23 protein-coding genes and 1 pseudogene are annotated in these 22370 nt (G+C 59.5%); 15 read left to right on the forward strand and 9 right to left on the reverse strand.

Annotated features, from left to right (window positions below; genetic code table 11):
• Positions 1-67: 67 nt before the first annotated feature.
• A complete protein-coding gene (locus tag ACSQ9D_RS09765; RefSeq protein WP_436282066.1) occupies positions 68-1432 on the reverse strand; it encodes an ATP-binding protein in 1365 nt (454 codons plus the stop codon).
• Positions 1429-2088, reverse strand: a complete 660-nt coding sequence (locus ACSQ9D_RS09770) for a response regulator transcription factor (RefSeq protein WP_436282067.1) — start codon at positions 2086-2088, stop codon at positions 1429-1431. The genes ACSQ9D_RS09765 and ACSQ9D_RS09770 overlap by 4 nt, the downstream gene beginning before the upstream one ends.
• A 156-nt stretch (positions 2089-2244) precedes the next feature.
• Between ACSQ9D_RS09770 and ACSQ9D_RS09775 the strand changes: the two genes are divergently transcribed.
• The 5 genes from ACSQ9D_RS09775 (at position 2245) to ACSQ9D_RS09795 (ending at position 6941) form a co-directional block, all read left to right on the forward strand.
• Positions 2245-2568 (forward strand): hypothetical protein, encoded by a 324-nt coding sequence (locus tag ACSQ9D_RS09775; RefSeq protein WP_436282068.1) that lies wholly within the window; start codon positions 2245-2247, stop codon positions 2566-2568.
• Positions 2569-2603: 35 nt separating this feature from the next.
• Positions 2604-3074 carry a DUF2271 domain-containing protein gene (locus ACSQ9D_RS09780; protein WP_436283806.1) on the forward strand — a complete coding sequence of 157 codons (471 nt, stop codon included), beginning with the start codon at positions 2604-2606 and terminating at the stop codon, positions 3072-3074.
• Positions 3075-3092: 18 nt separating this feature from the next.
• Complete coding sequence (locus tag ACSQ9D_RS09785) at positions 3093-5291, forward strand: PepSY domain-containing protein (RefSeq protein WP_436282069.1); 2199 nt, start codon at positions 3093-3095, stop codon at positions 5289-5291.
• 1 nt (position 5292) lies between these two features.
• Entirely contained in the window at positions 5293-6213 is a 921-nt protein-coding gene (locus ACSQ9D_RS09790) for an FAD:protein FMN transferase (RefSeq protein WP_436282070.1), read from the forward strand.
• 338 nt (positions 6214-6551) lie between these two features.
• Complete coding sequence (locus ACSQ9D_RS09795) at positions 6552-6941, forward strand: DUF302 domain-containing protein (RefSeq protein ID WP_436282071.1); 390 nt, start codon at positions 6552-6554, stop codon at positions 6939-6941.
• A 184-nt stretch (positions 6942-7125) separates the two neighbouring features.
• Here ACSQ9D_RS09795 and ACSQ9D_RS09800 read toward each other — a convergent pair whose 3' ends face one another.
• Positions 7126-7821: a VIT1/CCC1 transporter family protein gene (locus ACSQ9D_RS09800; protein WP_436282072.1), complete on the reverse strand. Its 696-nt coding sequence runs from the start codon at positions 7819-7821 to the stop codon at positions 7126-7128.
• A gap of 604 nt (positions 7822-8425) precedes the next feature.
• Between ACSQ9D_RS09800 and ACSQ9D_RS09805 the strand changes: the two genes are divergently transcribed.
• Positions 8426-9259 carry a universal stress protein gene (locus ACSQ9D_RS09805; protein WP_436282073.1) on the forward strand — a complete coding sequence of 278 codons (834 nt, stop codon included), beginning with the start codon at positions 8426-8428 and terminating at the stop codon, positions 9257-9259.
• A gap of 430 nt (positions 9260-9689) precedes the next feature.
• Here the strand turns inward: ACSQ9D_RS09805 and ACSQ9D_RS09810 are convergent, their stop codons facing one another.
• Together ACSQ9D_RS09810 and ACSQ9D_RS09815 are read right to left on the reverse strand one after the other, a co-directional pair.
• The gene (locus tag ACSQ9D_RS09810; RefSeq protein ID WP_436282074.1) at positions 9690-9968 is read right to left on the reverse strand and encodes a hypothetical protein; all 279 of its coding nucleotides are present in this window, start codon (positions 9966-9968) and stop codon (positions 9690-9692) included.
• 664 nt (positions 9969-10632) lie between these two features.
• The gene (locus ACSQ9D_RS09815; RefSeq protein ID WP_436282075.1) at positions 10633-11118 is read right to left on the reverse strand and encodes an EF-hand domain-containing protein; all 486 of its coding nucleotides are present in this window, start codon (positions 11116-11118) and stop codon (positions 10633-10635) included.
• A gap of 558 nt (positions 11119-11676) precedes the next feature.
• On the opposite strand from ACSQ9D_RS09815, the gene ACSQ9D_RS09820 reads away from it, so the two are divergent.
• The 6 genes and pseudogenes from ACSQ9D_RS09820 to ACSQ9D_RS09845 all read left to right on the forward strand — a co-directional run bounded on the left by ACSQ9D_RS09820 (position 11677) and on the right by ACSQ9D_RS09845 (position 16612).
• Entirely contained in the window at positions 11677-13113 is a 1437-nt protein-coding gene (locus tag ACSQ9D_RS09820) for a DUF1254 domain-containing protein (protein ID WP_436282076.1), read from the forward strand.
• Between the two features lie 451 nt (positions 13114-13564).
• Positions 13565-13738: pseudogene (locus tag ACSQ9D_RS09825) on the forward strand (cation-transporting P-type ATPase); the annotation flags it as partial.
• A 54-nt stretch (positions 13739-13792) separates the two neighbouring features.
• The gene (locus ACSQ9D_RS09830) at positions 13793-14083 is read left to right on the forward strand and encodes a hypothetical protein (protein WP_436283892.1); all 291 of its coding nucleotides are present in this window, start codon (positions 13793-13795) and stop codon (positions 14081-14083) included.
• Positions 14084-14229: 146 nt separating this feature from the next.
• The gene (locus ACSQ9D_RS09835) at positions 14230-14787 is read left to right on the forward strand and encodes a hypothetical protein (RefSeq protein WP_436282077.1); all 558 of its coding nucleotides are present in this window, start codon (positions 14230-14232) and stop codon (positions 14785-14787) included.
• An 8-nt stretch (positions 14788-14795) separates the two neighbouring features.
• Positions 14796-16394, forward strand: a complete 1599-nt coding sequence (locus ACSQ9D_RS09840) for an ABC1 kinase family protein (RefSeq protein ID WP_436282078.1) — start codon at positions 14796-14798, stop codon at positions 16392-16394.
• 8 nt (positions 16395-16402) lie between these two features.
• Positions 16403-16612: a methionine adenosyltransferase gene (locus tag ACSQ9D_RS09845; RefSeq protein ID WP_436282079.1), complete on the forward strand. Its 210-nt coding sequence runs from the start codon at positions 16403-16405 to the stop codon at positions 16610-16612.
• A gap of 13 nt (positions 16613-16625) precedes the next feature.
• On the opposite strand, the gene ACSQ9D_RS09850 is transcribed toward ACSQ9D_RS09845, so the two are convergent.
• The 4 genes from ACSQ9D_RS09850 to ACSQ9D_RS09865 form a co-directional block, all read right to left on the reverse strand.
• Positions 16626-16937 carry a hypothetical protein gene (locus ACSQ9D_RS09850; protein WP_436283807.1) on the reverse strand — a complete coding sequence of 104 codons (312 nt, stop codon included), beginning with the start codon at positions 16935-16937 and terminating at the stop codon, positions 16626-16628.
• A 101-nt stretch (positions 16938-17038) separates the two neighbouring features.
• A complete protein-coding gene (locus ACSQ9D_RS09855) occupies positions 17039-17263 on the reverse strand; it encodes a hypothetical protein (RefSeq protein WP_436282080.1) in 225 nt (74 codons plus the stop codon).
• Between the two features lie 16 nt (positions 17264-17279).
• Positions 17280-18830 carry an AAA family ATPase gene (locus ACSQ9D_RS09860; RefSeq protein ID WP_436282081.1) on the reverse strand — a complete coding sequence of 517 codons (1551 nt, stop codon included), beginning with the start codon at positions 18828-18830 and terminating at the stop codon, positions 17280-17282.
• A gap of 286 nt (positions 18831-19116) precedes the next feature.
• Complete coding sequence (locus ACSQ9D_RS09865) at positions 19117-19425, reverse strand: hypothetical protein (protein WP_436282082.1); 309 nt, start codon at positions 19423-19425, stop codon at positions 19117-19119.
• 165 nt (positions 19426-19590) lie between these two features.
• Between ACSQ9D_RS09865 and ACSQ9D_RS09870 the strand changes: the two genes are divergently transcribed.
• The 3 genes from ACSQ9D_RS09870 (at position 19591) to ACSQ9D_RS09880 (ending at position 22357) form a co-directional block, all read left to right on the forward strand.
• On the forward strand, positions 19591-19896 hold the full coding sequence (locus ACSQ9D_RS09870) for a helix-turn-helix transcriptional regulator (protein WP_436282083.1): 306 nt from the start codon (positions 19591-19593) through the stop codon (positions 19894-19896).
• Between the two features lie 947 nt (positions 19897-20843).
• Positions 20844-21041 (forward strand): hypothetical protein, encoded by a 198-nt coding sequence (locus ACSQ9D_RS09875; RefSeq protein ID WP_436282084.1) that lies wholly within the window; start codon positions 20844-20846, stop codon positions 21039-21041.
• Between the two features lie 296 nt (positions 21042-21337).
• Positions 21338-22357 carry a GlxA family transcriptional regulator gene (locus tag ACSQ9D_RS09880; RefSeq protein ID WP_007788400.1) on the forward strand — a complete coding sequence of 340 codons (1020 nt, stop codon included), beginning with the start codon at positions 21338-21340 and terminating at the stop codon, positions 22355-22357.
• Positions 22358-22370: the final 13 nt, after the last annotated feature.

Raw genomic sequence — 22370 nt, forward strand, 5'->3', positions numbered from 1 at the left:
GGAGCTCGAAACTCGATCAGGGTCGGTAGCTCCTTTATTCGTTTCTTCTTGTTGGTTCTCGCGAAAGTCAGGCGAGCGGCAGCTTTACCTGAACCTGTACGCCTTCATGCTTGAGCGGCCTCGGGGAAACGATTTTCAAACTCATGCCCGTGCGGTCGGCGATGGCCTTGACGATGGAGAATCCCAGGCCGCTACCGCCGACCTTTCCGCTGCCGCGCTCGAACCGCTTCGCCAGCCTCTCCGTGGCGCCGGCGGGCAAGACCGCGCCATCATTGGCAACGCAAAGTAAGCCATCTGTCTGCAACACTGCCTCGACTAGACCATTCTGAGCCCCGTGTTTCAGCGCATTCTCAATCAGGTTTCGAAACAGAATGCCAACGGCGTCGGGGTCTAGCCTGGAAAGAACCGGTCCTTCCGGAAGGGTCAGCAGGATCCGTCCCTCTCCAGTCCGCGTGAAACCCTCAACGATCATCTCCAGGACGGGTCTCAGATCGGAAGGCTCATCGCTTTGCAGCCGTCCTCCCTCAGCTCGGGCGAGCTGCATCAGTTTTTCCGACGTGCGCATCAGTCGCTTCAGCGTGGTCTCTATCTCCGTTGCCCGCTGGCCTGTTAACTCCTCCCCTGTTTCAGTCCGAATGCGCTGAGCCTGCGCGATTGCGCCGGCAACCGGCGTGCGCAGCTCGTGCGCCGCGTTGGCCGCAAAGGCGCGCTCGGCGTTGAACGCCGCCTTCAGACGGTCCAACAACTGATTGACGCCCGCCGAGATCGGGCGAAGCTCGCTCGGCAGACCGCTATCTGGCAGGGGCGACAGATCCTGCGCACCACGGCGGGCAAGCTCTTGTCGAAGCAAGCGTACAGGGCGCAGGGAGCGGCGCACCGCCAGAACGATTGCGAGGAGGCTGAATGGGATCATCACGATCAGCGGCAGCAGAAGACCCAGCAGCATCTTGCGGGAAAGCTCCGTGCGACGATCGAGCGGTTCGGCAACGGCAATCGTCAGGCTGCCATCGAAGCTAGCATCGTAATAGAGTTGGTGCGTTTCGGTGCGGAGAAAGCCAGGCTTGACAAACGGCGGAAAGATGGAGGCATCCGCTCCTTTGGAGGCGAGGAGAACCTGCCCGTCGCGGTCGCGCACGACAAAAGCTACGTCCTCGCCATACCGCGCCTCGCGGCCGATGCGCGTCTCGCCATCGTCGCCTTCCTCATTAGCATCATGTTCGACAGGATCGCCACGTTCGTCGCCGTCACGCAGGTCGTGCCGGGCAATCGGCAAAACGCGCAGTGCTGTGGCCTTCAGCCCGTCGTCGAACACCTCTTGCATTTCCCCGCCAAGGCGGTGCGCCGTGACCGCCGCCGCCGCCAACCACAGAAGCGTCACCGAAAGCCCGATGGCAAGTGCCAGGCGCGTCTGAAGCGAAGCGCCGATCTTCACGGTTGCCCCAGCCGATAGCCGAGGCCGCGCTCGGTCTCGATCACGTGAGCGCCGAGCTTCTTGCGCAACCTGCTCACATGGACCTCGATGGCGTTGCTGTCGATTTCCGTATCGAAGGAATAGAGCCGCTCCTCGAGCTGTGCCTTCGATAGGAGCTGGGCGGGGCGTTGCAGGAAGGCCTCAAACAGGACCCATTCTCGCGCCGTAAGAGCCACGGCCTTGCCATTCAACGCGACGCTTCTGGCAGCGAGATCGACGGCGAGCGGGCCGAGCGTGATGTTCGGATTGGGATTGCCGGCATATCGGCGCGCCACCGATCCGATGCGGGCCGACAGCTCCGCAAGGTCGAAGGGCTTCACCATGTAATCGTCAGCGCCGGCATTCAGTCCGGCAATACGGTCAGAGACCTGATCGAGCGCTGTCAGGATCATGACCGGCGTCACGTCGCCCCGCCCGCGCAATCCCTTCAGGAAGGGAACGCCGAGCCCATCGGGCAGCATCAGATCGAGCAGCACCAGATCATAGGCAGCCGCAACGATCGCATCGCCCGCCTGGTCGAGCCGGCTGACCCAATCGACGGAGTGGCCATCGGCGGCGATCTGGTCGCGAATGGCCGCGCCAAGCGCCGTATCGTCCTCGATCAGCAGAACCCGCATCGCAGCCTTTCCTCTCTCCTTCTCTCTCGTCCCCTAGTCCACCCGCCAGCTTACGGGAACCTGAAGCAATGTCGCGCCGATTGTCAGGTGCCGGTCAGCTTAGGACGCAATTGATCAGCCCGAAATCCCCATCAGATACCCAACTGGAGATCACTTATGACATACCGCAAATTTCTTCTGGCCGCTTGCGCCGGCATCGGCTTTCTCGCCCCCCTCGGCAGTCTCGCAATGCCGTTCCCCGCAGCGAAGACCGCCGCCGCCGGGGCCATACTGGCCGGCTATCAAGAGAGCGAGGACGATGATCACAAGGAGGAGCATCGCCTCCGTCACGACGACAACGGCCGTTACGCCGCCGATGACTGCGAAGACGAGGATGACGATGCCTGCGGTCGAGGCGGCGCCTTGCAGCAGCAGAACGCCACCCCGCCCAGCAACGGCCTGTTCACGCCTGGCTCCGAGCCGCGCGCGCAGACGAACTGAACCGCCAAGTCCGACCAAGGAGATTATCGATGAGAATGAAATCCTTCATTGCCCTGCTTGCGGTCACTACGGCCCTTACCGTTCCCGGCCTTGCCATGGCCCGCGAGGTGACCTTCACCACCAACATGCGCAGCTACGGCGGCGATGGTGCCTACGTTGCCTATTACGTCACCGATGCGCAAGGCAAGTATGTCGGCAGTCTCTGGATGGCGGGCGGCAAGACCAGGTATTACGAGCATCTCAGCGGCTGGTACCGCGCCGCCGGCGGCGACACCGGCGAGATCAACGGCATCACGGGCGCCAGCGTTGGTGCGGGTCGTTCGCTTAAGGTCGCGGTCGACCTTGCCGATACGCTGTTCGATGCCGGCTATCAGCTTCACATCGATTCTGCCGTGGAGGACATGCGCGACAGTCCGAACGAGATCGTGGTGCCGCTGACGTCGGGCGGCTCGGGCCAGAAGGTGAAGGGTACGCGCTACATCGCCGCCTTCACTTACGTGCGTTAAGGCGGAAGGAGGCTTGTTATGAGCCGCTCGCTCCATCGCAGCTTCGGGCTGATCGCCGCAGCGCTTCTCACCGTCGTCGCGCTGAGCGGCGCCGCACTGTCGATATTCCCTGCCGCAGAGGCGCTCACCACACCTGCCGCGCAGCGCATCAGCGTCGCGGAACTCGCTACGCGAGTCCAGGCGGCAGAGCCTACGGTGGAACAGATCAGGCGCGCGCCGTCTGGGCGGATCACCGCCTATTACTACGAAGGAGACCAACCCGCCTCCGCCGTCATCGACCCTGCCACTGGCCTGCCGGTCGGCAGCGCCGACACCTCGGAGCTGGAGCGCTGGTTGACCAATCTTCATCGCTCGCTTTTTTTGGACGATACCGGACGATTCATAACTGCTGGCAGTGCGGCGGTTGCGCTTGCCCTTGCAATCTCCGGGCTGTTCCTGATGGCACGGCGCGCCGGCGGATGGCGGTCCGTCCTGAGATCCATTTGCGGCTCCGGCGATGGACGCTTACACGCCGTCGTCTCGCGCCTTGCCCTGCCCGGCCTCTTCCTCTCCGCGCTCACCGCGCTCTGGATGACGGCTGCTGTTTTCGGGCTATTGCCGGAAGGCGCGAATGCACCGGCCTTCCCGGCCGACGTCAGCGGCAAGACCGGCGTGGCTCCCACTTCTGTCGCCCTGCTTCAAGAGACGATGGTCGATGACCTGCTCTCGCTTAATTTCCCCGCCACGGGCGACGCAACGGACGTTTTCACACTCAAGATAGCAGGAGGAGAAGCTTACATCGACCAGGGCAACGGCGCGCTGCTGGCTTGGTCGGACGCCGGCTGGGTCGACAAGGTCACGCGCCTCATCACCATGCTGCACACCGGGCACGGCGTGGCGTGGCTCGGGCTCGTCCTCGGGTTCTCTGCGCTTGCGGTACCCGTCCTGGGCTGGACGGGAATGATTGTCTGGTTGAGGGGGCGCCGCGACCCCAAGGCAGCCTCGGCTGCCGCCGGCGAGGCCGATACGATCCTGCTTGTCGGCAGTGAGAGCGGCACGACCTGGGGCTTCGCCAATACGCTGCAGATTGCTCTTTCCGCACAGGGTCTTCGCGTCCATGTCGGCCCGATGTCCAATTTCGAGCCGGCCCGCTGGCCGAAGGCGCGGCGTGTCATTCTGTTCGCCGCCACCTACGGCGATGGCACAGCGCCCGCCGCCTCCAAGGACTTCGTCGAACGCTTCGAGCGTGTGCCGGCAATGCCCGGCCTGCCGCTCGCCGTGCTCGGTTTCGGCGATCGCAGCTTCCCGGCCTTCTGCGGTTTCGCCACCGAGATCGCGAGGATCGCCGAGGACAAGGGCTGGACCGCGCTCAGCCCCTTCGACACGGTAGATCGACAATCGCCACAGGATTTCGCCCGCTGGGGGCGGCGCCTGGCTGAGACGCTTGGCCTCGATTTCGAGCTGAACCACCAACCGACTGCTCCGAAGACCTGCAGCTTGCCGCTCATATCCCGCCGCGACTATGGCGCAAGCGTCCAGGCGACCACGGCCATCCTGCGCTTTGCCCTGCCGAAGATATCGCTTTGGCAGCGTCTGACGGGCAAGGGCTTCCCGCGGTTTGAGGCCGGAGACCTGATCGGCATCGTGCCGCAAGGCTCGGATCTGCCGCGCTTCTACTCGCTTGCTTCCGGTACGAAAGATGGCTTTCTCGAAATCTGCGTCCGCAAGCAAGTGGGAGGGCTTTGCTCAAGCCAACTCACCGCGCTGGAACCGGGCGAGACTATTGCGGCCTTCGTGCGTCCGAACCCGACGTTCCGTCCGGCGCGCGGCCGCAAGCCGGTCATCCTCATCGGCGCCGGCGCGGGGATCGGTCCGCTGGCCGGCTTTGCCCGTGGAAACCGGGCATGCCGTCCCATGCACCTCTATTTCGGAACCCGTCATCCAGCTAGCGATGCGCTTTACGCGGAGGAACTTTCCAACTGGAACAAGGACGGCCGGCTGACCTCGGTATCGACCGCTTTCTCGCGAACCGCGAGCCCGGCCTATGTGCAGGATATTCTATGCAAGGATGCCGAGCGAATCGGCAAGCTTATCGCCGCGGGCGGTCAGGTTCTCATCTGCGGGAGTCGGGACATGGCGGCGGCCGTTGCGGCCGTGCTCGCCGACATTCTCGCGGCACAGGGTTTCAACCTCGCGCTCTTGAAAGCCAATGGCCGCTATGCCGAGGACGTGTACTGACATGACACGCTACGCGATAAACGGTCCGACTATGGGCACGCGCTGGTCAGCCCTCTTTCACATGCCATCGGATTTCGATGTCCACCGCGCCCGCAAGGCGATGGCCGACGCAGTGACCGAAGTCGACAAGCAAATGTCCACCTGGAGGCCTGAAAGCGACCTCAACCGCTTGAACGCCGCAAAGCCCGGTGAATGGGTTTCTCTGCCCGACCGCCTGCTAACCGTGCTGGGAACGGGTCTTAAAATCGGCCAGGCCTCGGGCGGCGCCTTCGATATCGGCATGGGTGACGCCGTCTCCGCCTGGGGTTTCGGCCCGGCGGACGCAAGCGAGGACCGGATCAAGACCGCCCGTCTCGCGAGACGCAGCCCGGCCCATGATGTTCTGGAGCTAGACAAGGCCGCCGGACGCGCCCGCAAGCACTCAGAGATGTGCTTCGATCTCAATGGCATCGCTAAGGGTTATGGCGTCGATCAACTGACCGGGTCTGCGCGCCAGCACGGTATCGAAGCCGGCCTCTTCGCCATCGACGGCGAACTGCGAGCGCTCGGCACTCAGCCCGACGGTCGCGGCTGGACCGTCGCCGTCGAAATGCCAAACCTGGAAACGCGTGCCGCGCATTCCGTGCTCGTGCTAGAAGATGCCGCCGTTGCGACGTCCGGCGACTATCGGCACTGGATCGATGTCGGCGGCCGCCGTCTGTCGCACACCATGGACCCGCGCCTCGGCATGCCGCTCAGGCATCCGCCCGCGTCCGCCACTGTGATCGCTTGCGATTGTATGAGCGCCGACGCCTGGGCGACGGCGATGATGGTTCTCGGCGAAGCACGTGGTCTTGCGCTCGCCGAGACGCTTGGTCTGCCTGTTCTCTTCCTCGAGCATGGCCAGTCGAAAGGGATCGGATGCGGCCTGTTTGCGCGCTGATCGTGCGCCTCGAAACAGCCGGCTCAAAATCTCAACGGTTTTGAACCCTGAAATGAGCCGATCGCACTTAAAAAATCCTTGCTCTCGCGTCGGACGGCTCGATCCTCAGTGTCGCTTCGGCATTGCGGCACGTGGTTTGATCCATCGCAACGTTTGAACCCGGCCTTCATCGTATCTTTGAAGGCAACTCCATATTCGTGGAGGATAACGCCTCAAAGTGGAGATGCAGAATGTCTATGCTGAGACTTCCCACTGTCACGCTGCTGGCCTTGTTTGGTGTCATCTGATGGCAATCGTCGCGGATATGGTCGGACACTTACTACCAAAGGAGATATCTTATGACCTACACGCTGGATAGAACCTTGTCGGCAACCAGTTTCGAAGATGCCGTCCGCAGGACGAAATCCGCTCTTTCCAAGCACGGCTTCGGTGTTCTGACAGAGATCGATGTCAAGGCAACCATGAAGAAGAAGATCGACGTCGACATCGACGACTACCTCATCCTCGGAGCCTGCAATCCGCACATGGCGTTCGAGGCGATGAAATTGGAACCGAAGGTCGGAGCCATGCTGCCGTGCAATGTCATCGTGCGCGACGTCAGTTGCGGCGATGTCGTGGTGAGCGCCATCGATCCGGTCGCGTCGATGCAGCCGATCGACAATGAAATGCTGAGCCTTCTGGCAGGCAAGGTCCGCTCGATGCTCGCCGATGTGGTGGCGGAGGTCTGACATTGGATATTACGAGAGCCGGCTTCCAAATCCGGTTTGAATGTGGATCTAAACAGCCTGCGCCGAGGAGCGAACTTCGATCGGCTTCTCGTTCATTGCGCGACGAGAACCGCAACATCATAAAAAGCTCACTCCGTCCGACAAGCCGGGCGTGCAGGAAGGTACAGAGGGTTGAGGCCGCCTCTCAGACCGCAGTGCCAACCAGCGCACCGATTCCAGCCGTCAATGCCATGGCGAAAGCGCCCCAGAACGTGACGCGGGTGGTGGCCCTCCAGACGTTCGCGCCGCCCACTTTCGCACCGATCGCGCCCAGCAGCGCGAGGAAAGCCAAAGACGCGGTTGCAACGGTGTAGATCAGCATCGAGGCGGGTGAAAGGACGACCGTGAGCAGGGGCAATGCGGCCCCCACCGCGAACGTGGCAGCCGACGTCAGCGCTGCCTCAACGGGCCGGGCCGCCATATGATCAACAATACCGAGTTCGTCGCGCGAATGCGCGTCGAGAGCATCACCACCGGTCAGTTGAGTCGCGACTTGCGTGGCCAGATCTTGGGTGAGACCGCGTTTGACATAGATTTGCGTCAGTTCCTCGAACTCCGCTTCGGGCTGTGTCTCCAACTCCATCCGCTCCCGCGCAAGATCGGCTTCCTCGGTGTCGGCCTGCGAACTTACCGACACATATTCGCCGGCCGCCATGGACATCGCGCCCGCGACCAGACCCGCGACGCCCGCCACCAGGATCTGTGACGGTCCCGCGGACGCGGTCGCGACGCCCATGATCAAGCTCGCCGTCGAGACGATCCCGTCGTTTGCGCCGAGGACGGCTGCCCGGAGCCAGCCGATGCGGGAGATCAGGTGATGTTCGGAATGCAGTCTGCTCATGAGTGTCTCCAGGACAAAGCCGATTTGACGTAGTGAGTGCGAGATTAACCGAAGAGCGCATGTCGATCACGAGCAACGCGGTACTCGCGATCACACCTGCGACGGGTACCCAGAACGGGCATATGAACAAGCCCGGAGGCAGCGGTACGGCATCGGTCATTTTGATGCGGATCAGCGCCAAGTTTACCAAAGCGAACAGCCCCAGAGTGCACTGCGATGTCAGCTTGGCGAGACCTTCGAGCGATACGAAGGGGGCAAACACGAGGATCGTCGACGAGGACGTAATACCCGCGCCTATGGTGACGCCGAGACCGTGCAGGACGGCGTGCGCCAGGGGTTAGCGTGCGTGCGAGTCTGGGTTGCATCTCAGCGGTTTCGGCGGTGGTTGAATTCACTTCTCGCTCCCATTGTCAAAGGCACGTCGTCCCGAATTCAATACCGGACCTCGACCATCAAGGATTTGACCACGATCAACTTACGAAGACTTCCGGTCGCCAAGGCCAGCGAATTCGCGGCGTTCGCGCAATTGCGTTACATCAATGCCGAGCTGCGAAAACAGATAGATAGTTGGAATAGTTGCGGTCTCCGAGAGGTGGAGTAGGACATGAAGGCACAGTATTTTCTTCCGCTAGCGACCTATCCCGATTCAAGTTCTGAATTGATCATTTCCAACGCTGTAGCGTTTGCTGGGTTCTGCGGCGCAAATCTTCACGTATGCGCATTAAGAGTCGCGATCCCGCACATCCCCAAGGAATGGTCGTCGTTGCTGCTCGATACTCCGAAGATGATCGAGCATGCCGAAACTTTGAGCCGAAATCGCGCCTCAAAACTGGTTGAAGCGGCGACCAACCTCGGAGCGAATGCCAAGATCGGATTATTTTGCCGAACGGTCAAAACCAGCTTGCCTCTACTGCATGAGACGGCGGCCGCGGAAGCACGGTTTTTCGATCTGACTTTTCTCGAATGTATCGCGGACGTTCCGGATACCCGTATCATCGCCGAAGCGGTGATATTCGGCTCCGGCCGGCCAGCCATCATCTTTCCCCACAAGACCCTTGCAGGCGTAATCGACCATTTGGTTATTGCCTGGGACGGAAGCCGAGCAGCCGCTCGGGCGGTCAGCGATGCAAGGCCGCTCATTCGCAAGGCCCGGCGTGTGTCGGTGTTGTCTCTGACGGGCGAAAAGCCGCTGCCGGAGACGACCGGGGCGCATCTTGCTGAGATCTTGGTTTCGGGCGGTGTCAATGCCAGCGCCACGGTAGCTCGGTTCACCTCGTCATCCATCGGCCTCAGTATTCAGCAGGCCGCATTGGAACTGGGCGCCGATATTCTGGTGATGGGAGGATTTGGGCACTCGAGGTTGCGAGATTTTGTCCTTGGCGGAGCAACCGATGGCGTCTTGCACGAGCCTCTTTTGCCTGTCCTCATGTCACATTGACGAACTGTGACGACTTCTTCTCCGCCATCGCCGCCACCGCATCTGCGCCTGAACGGGGCGTCCGAACGATCAGAGTGGTCCCAAACCCAGCCTTATATGACCTCGCGAGTGGAAAGTCGCGATCGCGAACGGCTTGAACCCACCGCATGTCTCGACAGCCCTTTCGCCAAAGGGTTCTCATCGAGATTTGTGCGCGACGCATGCCCATCGCCGGGGTCACGTCACCCCTCAAGCGAGATTGATCGCCGGGGTGCGGCTGCCGCGATAGGTCGTGCCGAATTCCGCCATAGGCGGCAACGGCCAAGGGTATGAATACTTGGACTTCCTCGGGCACTATCTTGCCGTCCTGTTGGCACCTACTTTGTCAAATATGCGCCTATGGACTGCCATAACATCTTCGAAGGATGGCGCTCTTCGCCCCTTTGCGATGTCAGCGCAAATGGTGCCGCTTCCAATCAGTCACGTCAGCCTCACTAATCCGGATGGACTGCCCCATGGCGACCGGATACAGAAGCTTCGCCTCCGCGATATCGCACAATGTCTGCACGTTCTCCTGGAGACGTGTTTCATCCGCACGTGGCGGCGATCCAAGCGCCATCAATGCCTTCCGATCGACCAGCACCGTCTTTTGCTCGCCCTCGCTTTCGAGCATCACGATGCCGTTTTCGCCGGAGGATTTGAGAAACGCGGTGAGAAATCTGACGGCCATGTTGATAACCTCCTCCCGTAGGCCTGACTCGTCCAACTTGGACGAGCCAAGCGCTCTTGTGACATCCGGCAACTGCGCTGATGCCGAAGGATTGAATTCTAGGCGAACAATGGCAGAGTTCTTTGATTAGGATCAAAGTCTGTGGACCGGCGCCGTCGGATCGATGTTTTCGGGCCTTCCTCAACATGGATTCTGGGGAAGCGAAAGCCAACATTTCAGGCGACTGATCCCGGAACTCGCCGGCCCGGCTTCCAGTCCAACCATCAGCATATCGTGCCGGGCAACCTGGCGAACGCGTCAGCGTTCAACCTAACTCGAGGATCTCGACGACCAGCAGGTGGCCGCTGCGCGCTCCGCGGCGAGCGTAGTGGCCAGTTCGGCGTTTGATTATGCCCTCCCGACGACAACGGATCGGCGCCAGGGTCATAGAGAAACGCTTCTCCTTTAACGACGATCTCGACCTCGGCTTGGGGTCGAAGACTGTCGGATGAGCGTCGGCCCCTGCCGCGTGCTCAGCACAGAGGGTGCCGTACCGCATGCCCCTGTACGACAGGCGGCCGCGGCGACCGCGCATTCGCTCGCAGACGTGGAAGGATTCCGCCTCGGCGAGCCGATATGATTAGTAGCTTTCGCATTGGCCGACTCCGTACCGGACGGCGACCGGCTACGGCGTCATGAAGGCCTGAACCTCCTCGAGTACAACTTTGCCGTCCTTGTTGGAATCTACTCTTTCGAAGATCCGCTTATGTATAGCCGTCACCTCATCGAAGGAGAGGCCACCGTCGCCGTTCGCGTCAGCAATGGCGAACATGATCTTCATCATTTGCCCGCGCATGGCCATCATCTGCCCGCTCATAGCGCCCGGCCCCATCATGTCGGGTGACATCATACCCGCGCCATGGCTCATCATGCCCTGGCTCATCATGCCTTGGCCCATCATATCTGGCCCCATCCCAGGCATCATGCCCCACTGGCCAGGCTGCCCGCCTTGCCATGGCATTCCTTGGATTCCGGAAGGTGGCATCGCCTGCGCGAGCGTCGGATTGGGATGATGCGGATCGACCGCGGGCGTTTGTGCGGCAGCACCGGCGGTGCTGGTGACAGCGACAAAAGTGACAAGCGTGGCCGAACGCAGCAATGCGGTCATCATAGCATTCTCCTCTCGTCAGGACTCTTGTGGAACCGTTCGAGCTCAGCGATGGCTCCCGCCCGATTGTCAACAACGGACAGCTTGCATCATAGGCGAAGGACATCGCAGTGAATTTGCGCTGGATCAATTGTTCGGAGAAAGTCTCATGCGAATGTTCAATTCCAAGGCTGAGTGCAAGCGGACGCCGGGCACACCAGCCTTCACCCCCGATCCGCGCCAGTAGCTGCGGACCTTCCACAGCGAGGCAAAGTCGATCTTCAGAAGCATCGGGATGATCATCAACCAAGGTAGCAACCGCCACCTGTAACCGGTGTGCCGCTCACCTTGGGCGGTATAATTCCGGCACTCGATAACAAATGCCACCAACTGTGGAGCGCTATGGCAACTATGCGCCAACAGCAGACTTGGACGCCGTCCTTATTCGGTGTTCCTCATATCGAATCAACTAAGTTTAAACCTGCTGTTGTATTTTCCTGAAATTTAGATGATGCTAATTTCAAGGTGGTAGCATGACTTGGAAGCCAATGCAGGCGCCAAGTAAAACCAGTGGGGGAAACAATGAAAGTCACACGTCGCGCCGTATCGATTGGCAGTTTAGGTTTGCTTGCCGCTAGTTCGCTGTCACCAGCACACGCATTTGACGATCCCCTGCTTGATCCCTTCGAGGGGAAAACCGACTTCTGGCTGGCGGTCGACGCCTACATCTACGGCTATCCGCTGGTAACGATGGAAATGACGCGGCGGGTGATTACCAACGTTGCCAAGGTCAAGGGCACCAAGGGGCCGATGGGCCAGATCATTAAGGTCCGCGAGTACCCTGATTCGTCCTTTACCGACGTTACCGCGCCCAATGCGGATACGCTCTACACTACCGCATTCATCGACGTCGGCAAGGAACCGTGGGTCCTTTCGATCCCTGAGATGAAGGACCGGTATTTCTTGTTCCCGATGCTCGACGGATGGACGACCGTGTTCGAGGTGCCGGGAAAGAGGACCACTGGTGGCGGAGCGCAGACCTACGCGATCACCGGTCCCGGATGGCAAGGCAAACTGCCCGAGGGAGTTACCGAGTACAAGTCGCCGACGAGTATCGTCTGGATACTCGGGCGCATCTACTGCACCGGCACGCCGGAAGACTACAAGGCGGTTCACGCTGCACAGGACCAATGCAAGCTCGTGCCGCTCAGCAGCTACGGCAAGGAGTGGACACCACCGCCCGGTAAGATAGATCCCAAGATCGACATGAAAACGGCGGTCCGCGAGCAGGTCAACAAAATGGACGCTGTCGAGTATTTCGCGCTGTTGAGCAAGCTGTTGAAGACCAATCCGCCCACGGCTGCCGATGCAGAGATGGTCGAAAAGATGGCGGAGATCGGCATTGTCCCCGGAAAGGATTTCGACAAGAGCAAACTTGATGCGAATTTCGTCAAGCGTATTCCGGAGGTCGCGTTCGCACGCATCATGCTGCACTTCAAGTTCAGTGATGGCGATATTAAGGATATTAACGGCTGGGGCTACACGACTAAAACAGGGATCTATGGCACCAACTATCTGCAGCGGGCACTGGTTACCGCGATCGGGCTTGGGGCCAACCGACCAGAGGATGCCATATATCCGACGTCGACCAAATCCAAGGACGGGCTATTCTCGCGTGCCTATTCGGGGTCCGACGACTATATCCTCACGTTCCCCAAAGGACAGACACCGCCGGTGAAGGGGTTCTGGTCGATCACGATGTACAACGAAGAGTACTTCTTCGTCGCCAATCCGATCAACCGCTATTCCATCAGCGCCAGGCAGGACCTGAAGCCGAACGCGGATGGCTCGATCGACATCTATATCCAGAACAAATCCCCAGGCGCCGACAAGGAATCAAACTGGCTTCCGGCACCGAAAGGCAAGTTCATCCTAATGATGAGGCTCTACTGGCCGGACGACAGCCCGCCGTCGATCCTGGACGGTTCCTGGGTTATCCCACAGGTGAAAAAGGTCTGACAGTCGACACTGAAAAGGGTGGCTTCGGCTTCCCGCTTTGCCTTGTGTCCACCTTCGCATTGCGGACATCCCGGTGTCGGGCACGCCCGGCAGCGTTCATTGGTGGCATTTGCCACATAAGACCGGATAATTCCAGGTACAGGTTCATCGATCTGGCTCTGCTTGTGGCCATTGACGATGGCGGTGAGCGTGGCGGTCAAGGGCGTGCTCGCGCAAGAATTCCAAGATCACTTTTTTGTCTTGAGCGTTATCCATGGCCGAAATCCCCCAGGTGACGTAGAATAGCAAGATACGAATTCGAGGCACGCTTACATCTGAAGCCTGACTCAGTTCCGGGTGGAGTCAAGGTGCGGCAGGGGCGCTGAGGAAGAGCGTGTCACGGCCCGGCATCGCTCGACAGATCGTTGAGCCAGATCAATGATGTCAGCTACCCAGACATTACCTTCAATCGATGAGCACCGTAACGCCGCCGCTCGGCCGTCATGACGGCCTTTCGCAAAAGGACGCTGAAGCCCGACTATTGCGCTTCGGTCCCTATTCTCTGCCTAAGGCACCGTCGGAGAACATATTCCGCATCTTTATGCGCCAGTTCCTCAGTCCTTTAATCTATATCCTTCTTGCGGCAGCGGTCGTCTCTTTGGCGCCAAGGGGCCGGACGGCGGGGGGGGACGCGAAATTCATGCACGTCGCGGAATTAACTCCGAGCAAAGCATCTCCCTGGTCGGGCACTGTGATCGTTCAGGCAAAGCACACGAACGCCTACAACAAGCACTTCTCGGAGACGAACTTCTTTAATGGACACTCTGAAAACACGGTGATTGGAACGGAAGTGCCGCGCCAAGGCCCGATCGTGCTGACGATAGAGAACTACCAAAGCGGCTTGCTGTGGGATCTGATGCGCAAATGGCCCCACGTTACCACGGGGCTGCGCCATGCCGGCTTCAGCGGCGGCTGGCTTTCGGTCAGGTGATTGCCGCACGTCCCCGACCGGGGCGCTTTCTTGATCGGCATCAAAGCTGACTGCCAAAACTCAGGTACATTGTGGAGACGTTGAAAGCTACGGAAATCGCAGAGGTAACGCCGCCAATGCCGGGTCGTTCGATGAGGAGAACGGACATGCTGCATTCAGCAGGATACGGGCCTGAAGCGACCGCAGTCGCTCTGGCGCGCGAGTATCGGTCGGTGTGGCGGCAATGCCTACTGACGCTCCTTGCCGTCGCGTTCATGATCGCGTTCGCGACATCTCACGTCTCGGCCGTGGCCGAAGACGAGAACTACCGGGTCATCGACAATCGGAGCGTCTACCTCGGCGTTCTGCCCGCCGCCATGGTTCGCGGCCATCCGAAGGAGCATCCCGAAGCCAGCCTGCATGATGGCACTCCAGGTGGAGCGCACCAGTACCACATCGTCGTCGCGATCTTCGACGCGCGCAGCGGAGCTCGGATCGAGAACGCCGAAGTGACGGCGATCGTGTCGGGCCTGGGTCACGTCGGCACAAAACCGATCGAGCTCCAGCCGATTGCGATCACCGGGACGATTTCCTACGGCAATTCGCGCTGCCTGGCACCGACCGCTACGATATTCGCCTCCAGATCAGCGTCCTCGGCCGGGAACACCCCATTCAAGCCGGTCTCGAGTATTAGTGCACGAGATGAGGCACGGGCAACCGATTGAGATGTCAGATGCCGATATTCCGGATCTTTCACATCGTCTTCGTGGCCACGGCGTTCGCGCTGGGAAGCGCCCTGCGCGCGCTTCACCTCCTCCCCTCGAAACCGCCCTCCTCCGAGCGATTTTGCCTCAGTCTTGAAAGCCTTGGCACGACATTCATCAAGTTCGGCCAGGCGCTCAGCATACGCCGGGATATACTGCCCGACGACTACGTCGTCGCCTTGCAGAAATTGCAGGACCATGTCTCGCCCTTCCCCACGAGCGTCGCCGTGCAGGAAATCGAGCATGGCCTCGGCAAGCCCCTAGCGGAGTTGTTTGCGGAGTTCGAGGAAACGCCACTTGCAGCGGCGTCCGTCGCGCAGGTGCACGCAGCACACTTGCGCGACGGACGAAGCGTCATCATCAAGGTTCGCCGGCCCGGCCTGAAACGCCAGATCAATCAGGACATGCGTTCACTCTTCTGGCTGGCGCGCGTGGCTACGGTGATCATACCGCGCCTGCGCCACTATCAGCCGCTGCGCATCGTCAGGGAAATATGGACCAACCTCTTGAAGGAGATCGATTTTTGCCGCGAGGCAAGAAGCATCAGGCACTTCGTGACGGCCTTCGCCGATTGGCCGGCGCTCAAGATTCCGGATGTGGTCGACGACCTGGTCTCAGAGACCGTGATCGTACAGGAGCGAAGCAGCGGCATGCGGATCGACGACGCATCTTTGAAATCGACCGGCCCTCGCCTCGCGGGAAACTTCGTCGACGCCTACCTGCATCAAATTTTCGTGTTGGGGGTCTTTCACGGCGATCCCCATCCGGGCAATCTCCTTGTCACTGAAGACGGGCGGCTCTGCCTCCACGATTTCGGGATCGTCGGATTTCTCGACAGGGCCATGCGCCGCAAGCTCGCCGCCTTTGCCCTGGCCTTTGTTCGTCAGGACGCCGACTGGCTCCTTGAGGCCGCAATTGATCTCGGCATTCTGGGGGGAGAACTGGACCGGAGCGAGTTTCGCCGCGGCCTGGTGGAGATCATCGGCGACTATGCCGCACTGCCGCTCAAGGACTGGTCCCTGGCGGAGGCTTTCCTGCGAGTGACGCGGCTGGGGCAGGCACAAAATATCTTTGTCCCTCTGGACCTTCTCATCCTGATGCGGACGATGTTTCTCGCCGAACATACCGTGCGCATCCTTGATCCTGATTTCCAACTTCTTGAGACCCTGCAGACCAAGGCCCCTAACGTATTGGAAGCGGCGATGAAGCAGGCCGATTGGACAACCACGATCAATCGCCTGAGGCTCGATGCCACCTCCACCGCGCGCGACCTGCCGTCGATGCTCAGCACATGGGTCCAGCAGCTTGCTCGGGAAGGCAGCGGCCTGGGTTTCAGCCTGCATGTGCGCGAACTCAAGGGCCTGCACGAGCACCTCGACAGGAGCAGCAACCGGCTGGTGCTCGGCCTTATTGCGTCGGGCCTCTTCGTATCCGGATCACTGCTCATGGATGCCGCAGGACCACGTATTTTTGGTGAGATCCCGGTATTCGCGGCGTTCGCCTTTGCTCTCGCGCTTTGGTTTACGCTTCGCCTCGTGCGCGCAATCGCCCGGTCCGGGAGGCTCTGAAGTCCCAGATGGCAAGAGGCAGTGTCCATTGCCTGATAGTGAGCCGCATCGGCGATCCAGTAAATCGGCCGTCGGTGCTTCACGTGAAGGTCGCGACACGCAAGGGATTGGTTGTCTCCGACATCAGACAGCAGGTTGCAACCGTCGCGGAAGATCACCTCAACAGGCTGTCGAACCTGATCGACGAATTCGTGGACGGCACGATAGGCGTCTTCTGACGCTCGCATTCTCTTAGAACCACAGCGGCGGCGCATAGAAGCAACGCACCGTATCCTCATTGGGAAACAGGCAGAGGTGATAGGCGTTGTCCGGCGACTTCCTGGTCTGCGCCTGTGGAATCAGGATGACGTATCTGCGGGTCGCCAGCCGATGGTCGCCAGGCAGGAGCGTCACTTCATATCCTTCTTGACCAGGGCGGACGGTCTTCGACGAAATCCTCTGGCAATCGCCGCTGTCACCGTCTCCGTTGCAACAAAGCGGCTCGTAGCTGAAGCCCGACGGCGCTTCATGGGCGTGGAAGGCGGTGGCAAACGCGTCCGCGATCTCGACAGGATTCGTTTCTCCCTTCCGTCGAGCGGATCTGCCAGCGCCGCCACTGGGCGACGCCCTCCCAGGACGATCGCGTCCTCTCGCAGCGAGTTCCATCAAGGATCGCGATCGCGATCGAGGTGTCGGACGTCATCGATACCTAGGCCGACTACCGAAGGGGTGAAGCCGAGCGATTTTAACGACTCCCGCAGATTCTCTTTGATGTTTTCGACCGTTTCAGCAAGGACTTCCTCGCCTGCGACAAGCCCGATATCCAGATCGCTGCCGAAGCCGTCCTCACCCGCTGTCGCACTGGCCTGCGAACGGCCCGGTGCGACCAAATATGCGTCTTCGAATCTACATCGCTGTGATTTCCATCTTCCTTTCGGCGACTAATTTCGCGGCCAGACGTGTTAGACTATCCTTTTGGCTGGTCAAAATTTCCTTCGCTGTCTGCCACTCCTCCCGAAGGATTCGATCGATTGCAGGACGAAGGTCGGAAGGCGGCCGATAGGATTCGTTTGCTCTACGATAGTCGATGTCGAAGCGCGGGCTGTCTCCCATTCCATAGCTCGCGACCATGCGTGTTGCGATTCCGGTCGCCTGATCCAGGTCCGAGCCAAGAATTCCCGCTCCCCCCACCGAACGATCCCCCTGTACGACGTCCTCGGCGACCATTCCCGCCAAGGCGATGCGAATCCTTGCCCGCAGAACCGTCTCCGTCGGTAGTACATGATCCTTGACATCGTACGTCATACGGCCACCGGACTGCAGACTTCCTTCAATGACCGTGTCCTTCAGTTTGACGGTTACAGCGTCGACGAGCCCGGACATCAAGGCGACGAGAGCGTGTCCACACTCATGTGTCGCGATGCGCAGGAGCACGGCGTCCGTAAGTTTCGTCAGGGGCGGCATGCTTGCCTCGACGTCGGCAATTTCAACGTTGCGCCCCGGCCCGCGCGCCAATCTCTTCACCGCCCGCGCCAAACGTTCGAGATCGGCGGGCGAAGTCTCCTCAAGCTGGTCGGTCAGTGGCGCGAGCAATTCCGGCCAAATCCCACCGAGGTGGTATGAGAGTATGGCGGCTCGCTCCTCGGGAGTGGGAAGCTCGATGGCGATGTGCCGCTCGAAGCGCCCAGATCTCAGGATTGCCGGCTCGATGTCCTCGGGCCGATTGGTCGCACCAAGCAAGATCACTCCCGGCCATTCGGAAGCGCTGCCTGTAAGCTCGAGAAAGGTGTTGACCACCTGCGTCTCGTAGTAAGCGTTGCGGCCCTTATGTTCACGGTTTCCAATCGAGTCGAGTTCGTCGATGAACAGCAACGCGCATGATCTCGAGCGCGCTTCGTTAAAAGACGCCCGCATTGCTCGAAGCATTTCACCAAGGTATCCATCGCCGGAGGATTGCCACTGCCCTGCCGAGGTGGCAACGAGTGCGATGCCAAGCTCCGCGGCCAGGGCCGTGGCGAACATGGTCTTTCCCACGCCAGGTGGACCAACTAGGAGTGCGCCCCTATCCAAAGCCGACCATTCGAGCTTCTTGGCATTCCATGAGGCGAGGTCGGTGGCAAGATCAGACACCCAGCCCCGAGTCGAGGTGAAACCCGGCAGATCGCTAAGCCGCGGGCCTTGGGGAGCCTTCGAATCCTTTAGTAAGGAGAGGTTTCCAAACTTCACTTCAGCAAACGAGTGTCGGCACACCAGCGCCTCGATTATGTTCCAGTCTTCACGTGCCAGAGCCTCCGCCGTCTTTGCGTCGAGGCGGGACCTCCCTGTCAGCTTTCGGACCGCGTTCAGGTGCCGAGCCGTCGGCTTCTCGACGGAGACCGTGACGTCGGCTGCCAGCCGGACCGTCGCCGGGAGAGCGTCTATGTTGTCGGTGAGCACGATCATTTGCGAATTGAACATCAGCAGGTCGAGGTCGATTTTTTTTTGGAACCGTATTCCTTCGACACGACCCGATGCCGCGATGTTTCCGCATTGAAGAACGCGCGGCCCTGTCCTGAGAAAAGGAGCTCCGCAGCGCGTTCGAAACGGGCAAGCCAGTGCTTGTCAACAATTACCACCATCAGCCCGCCAGCGTTTCCTCGAAACTGGCGCGTGCCCCTCAGCGCTCGACGCAGCACGAAGTACGCGAGCATCACTCCAGGACGTTTTCTTACCTCTTTGAAGGCCCACGCGGAAATTCTGTGCTTCATGATCTCGTCCCCGTTCTGTGGGTACCTAGACGGTACCAACGGTTCAGCGTGCGAACGAAGTGTTCGTCGTCGGCGTGAAAATGCGCATAGAGTTCGCTGGTGATGATCTCGTGGCCATCGGGCAGAGAGGGATGACCTTCGACGATGCCTTGCAAGCAGTGCACATTTCTTCGCGCTGCGCTCCACTGATCGAGAACCGGGGTCGCCATCAATGCCGGCGCCGAGACCGTACCGGCTTCCAACCTCTCGAGATCGACGAGCAGCCTCCTCAACCGGCCAACTTCTTTGGTTATTCGGGTTTCCATGATTCGTATTCCCTCCAAATGTCAGATGAAACCACCAAGGATTCGTGCGACTCAAAGCGTCAATGTGACGCCACTGGCGTCTGTCGAACTCCATTGGAACTGAGGCGTCAATGATTTTTGCCGAAGGGTTTTGATCCGCCCACAGATCCGTGCTTATGAATCCTTATGGAGCCGGCACCATCGACGATTTTGAAGATTGCACGGGACTTTCTCGGTCTCAGCCAAGACGACGTCGAGTCCGTCCTTGGCGTGTCACGCAAGACCATCCAGCGAATAGAGCGGGGAGACAGCGTAGTCGTCCACTACGTAACTAGCCTGCAGCGCTTCTATGAAGACCAGGGCATCGAGTTCGTTCCTCCAGCCAACGGCAAGGGTTGGGGAGTCTTCAACGCGAACACGAGAGATGATCCCCTGTCTCTCAACAAGCTCCGCAACATTCCTCCGTCGAAGCGGAAAAAGACGCCAAACTAACGAGTTGAGTTCGAGGAATCCGCGCCGCATTGGACCCCCTCACTGTGCGGCGGGGAGCTTCGCCAGGTTCTCGCCGCGGATTGACCGAAAGCATGCCGCAGGTGGCTGCGCGATGCTCCACTCGCCGCGCCCGCTATCTGGCTTTTCGAGCGTTCTAAGCGGCGCCGCTAGTCAGGTAGCGTCTGCCAAGCAGGACTGCGCGGCCATTGTGATCTTGCCCAGATATCAGGGCAAATTGCCAAATATATAGGCGACACCACCCAGGTGCGGAGGTATCCGAAATTGGCTCGTTCCGAGGGGGTTGGTGGCAGTTGCTATCACGAAAATACTCTCGCGTCGTCTGCGCCCGGAGTCTTGAGAGCACGATCATCCTCTCTCTACGGAGGCAACCGAAAATCACATTCTTTTGGACAAATCGCAGATAGCTTGGGTCAATTCTCCGACCGAGACAAAATCTGCAGCCTCACAAAGGCTAACTGTATAATTTGCCATTTAGCACTGAAAGGTATCGATTCGAAAATCGCAACCGCTGTTTGCTAAAATCGCAAAGTCTTTGATTTAAAATTTAAGTCTTTTGGCCCGACAGTTGACATTCAATGAAGCCGAGAAAAACGATTCAGTGCCACGCGGACAGATCGCGGGAAGACGTTCACCGGGCGTATGAGGCTGCTCTGAGAGAAAAAATGTGCCGAGCCGTCACATGCCTTTTGAAGCGCATATGAGTATTTTCAGGCACTTATCCTCGGCCTAAATCAGTTTTTTCAGCAAATAAATCATTTTGAACTGAGCCTATACAATCGATGTTTGGACCAGAGCGACCAGCGCGGCCAGCTATCATTCAAAAACTCTGATGATAGTCATAAAATCTATTCGTTTGTTTGATGGGAGCGAAACACCCATATTCTAGGCATGAAACAAGCGTCATCCGACAAGGAAAGGAAACGGACATGACGACGATTACCGTTAGGCACACCAAGACGCCTTCAAGCGAAGCCCATCTGCATATTACCGATTACGCCCGCAAGCTGGTTCGTGCATGGCATCAGTGGCAGGCCGCCCGCGAAATCGAATCCATGCCTTTCGACATGCGCAAGGACATTGGCTGGCCGTCGGCGGATGACGCGGATGAACGCAAGGTTATGTAATGGATCCGACATTCCTCCCCGTGTGAAAGCGGCGCCTCGCGTTCGTGCAGCGCCGCTTTCTCCGTCGTTACGGCCACCTTATTAAATCTTGAATTTCAGACACATATTTTTTCCGCAATCGCCTTTTTTGAACTTTTGACGACAGCGATCGTCATTTGACCTTCGTCAATTTCAGCAATGTCGCAAATTTGCTCTTTGCGGCCGCATATATCCATGAGAATGTCGCTTTCAGGATATCGAAACGGCGTATTCCAAGCAACGAATAGTGCATTCGACCTCGAGCACGGATTTGTCTCATGAATAAGATGTCGCATAAGCAACGCTCTCTCGTCTTCTTCATGGTTCCGCAGTTTACGATGCTGCCTTTTTCAGCGGCAATCGATACGCTGCGCATCGCCAACCGTATGCTCGGCTACCAGGCCTATACGTGGCGGCTGACCTCGGTTGACGGGCAAAAGGTCTATTCTTCCTGCGGCATCGGTATCGAGGCAAATACGTCGCTTGCCGACGAGCGCCGCAACCTCGGTGGCGAGCATCGCCCGAGCATGGTGCTGGTCTGTTCCGGCATCGATGTCGAAGACTTCAATAACAAGTCCGTCAGCGCTTGGCTGCGCGAATCCTACAATCGCGGCGTCGCAGTCGGGAGCCTCTGTACGGGCGCACATATCCTCGCCCAGGCGGGGCTGCTGAATGGCAAGCGCTGTGCGATCCATTGGGAAAACCTGCCTGGCTTCTCCGAGGCTTTTCCGCAGGCCGAGGTCTACGCCGATCTCTATGAGGTGGACAGCAATCTCTATACCTGTGCTGGCGGCACGGCTTCGCTGGACATGATGCTGAATTTGATCGGCCAGGATTTCGGCGAAACGCTGGTGAACCGGGTCTGCGAGCAGCACCTGACCGATCGCGTGCGCAGCCCGAACGATCGCCAGCGCCTGCCGCTGCGCGCGCGCCTCGGCGTCCAGAATGCCAAGGTTCTTTCCATCATCGAACTGATGGAGGGCAACCTTTCCGAACCGCTCTCACTTCTGGAGATCGCCGATGGCGTCGATCTGTCGCGCCGGCAGATCGAACGGCTCTTCCGCCAGGAAATGGGGCGCTCGCCGGCCCGCTACTATCTGGAAATTAGGCTGGATCGCGCCCGCCATCTGCTGGTGCAATCGTCCATGCCGGTCGTCGAAGTGGCGGTCGCATGCGGCTTCGTCTCTGCCTCGCATTTTTCTAAGTGTTATCGCGAACTCTACCACCGCTCGCCGCAGCAGGAGCGAGCCGAGCGCAAGATGACGATGGCAACGGCACGCCAGGCCATCGCGGCCTGACAATGGCGAAGCG

This window comes from Rhizobium sp. LjRoot258, assembly GCF_964254185.1.
Classification (GTDB): Bacteria; Pseudomonadota; Alphaproteobacteria; order Rhizobiales; family Rhizobiaceae; genus Rhizobium.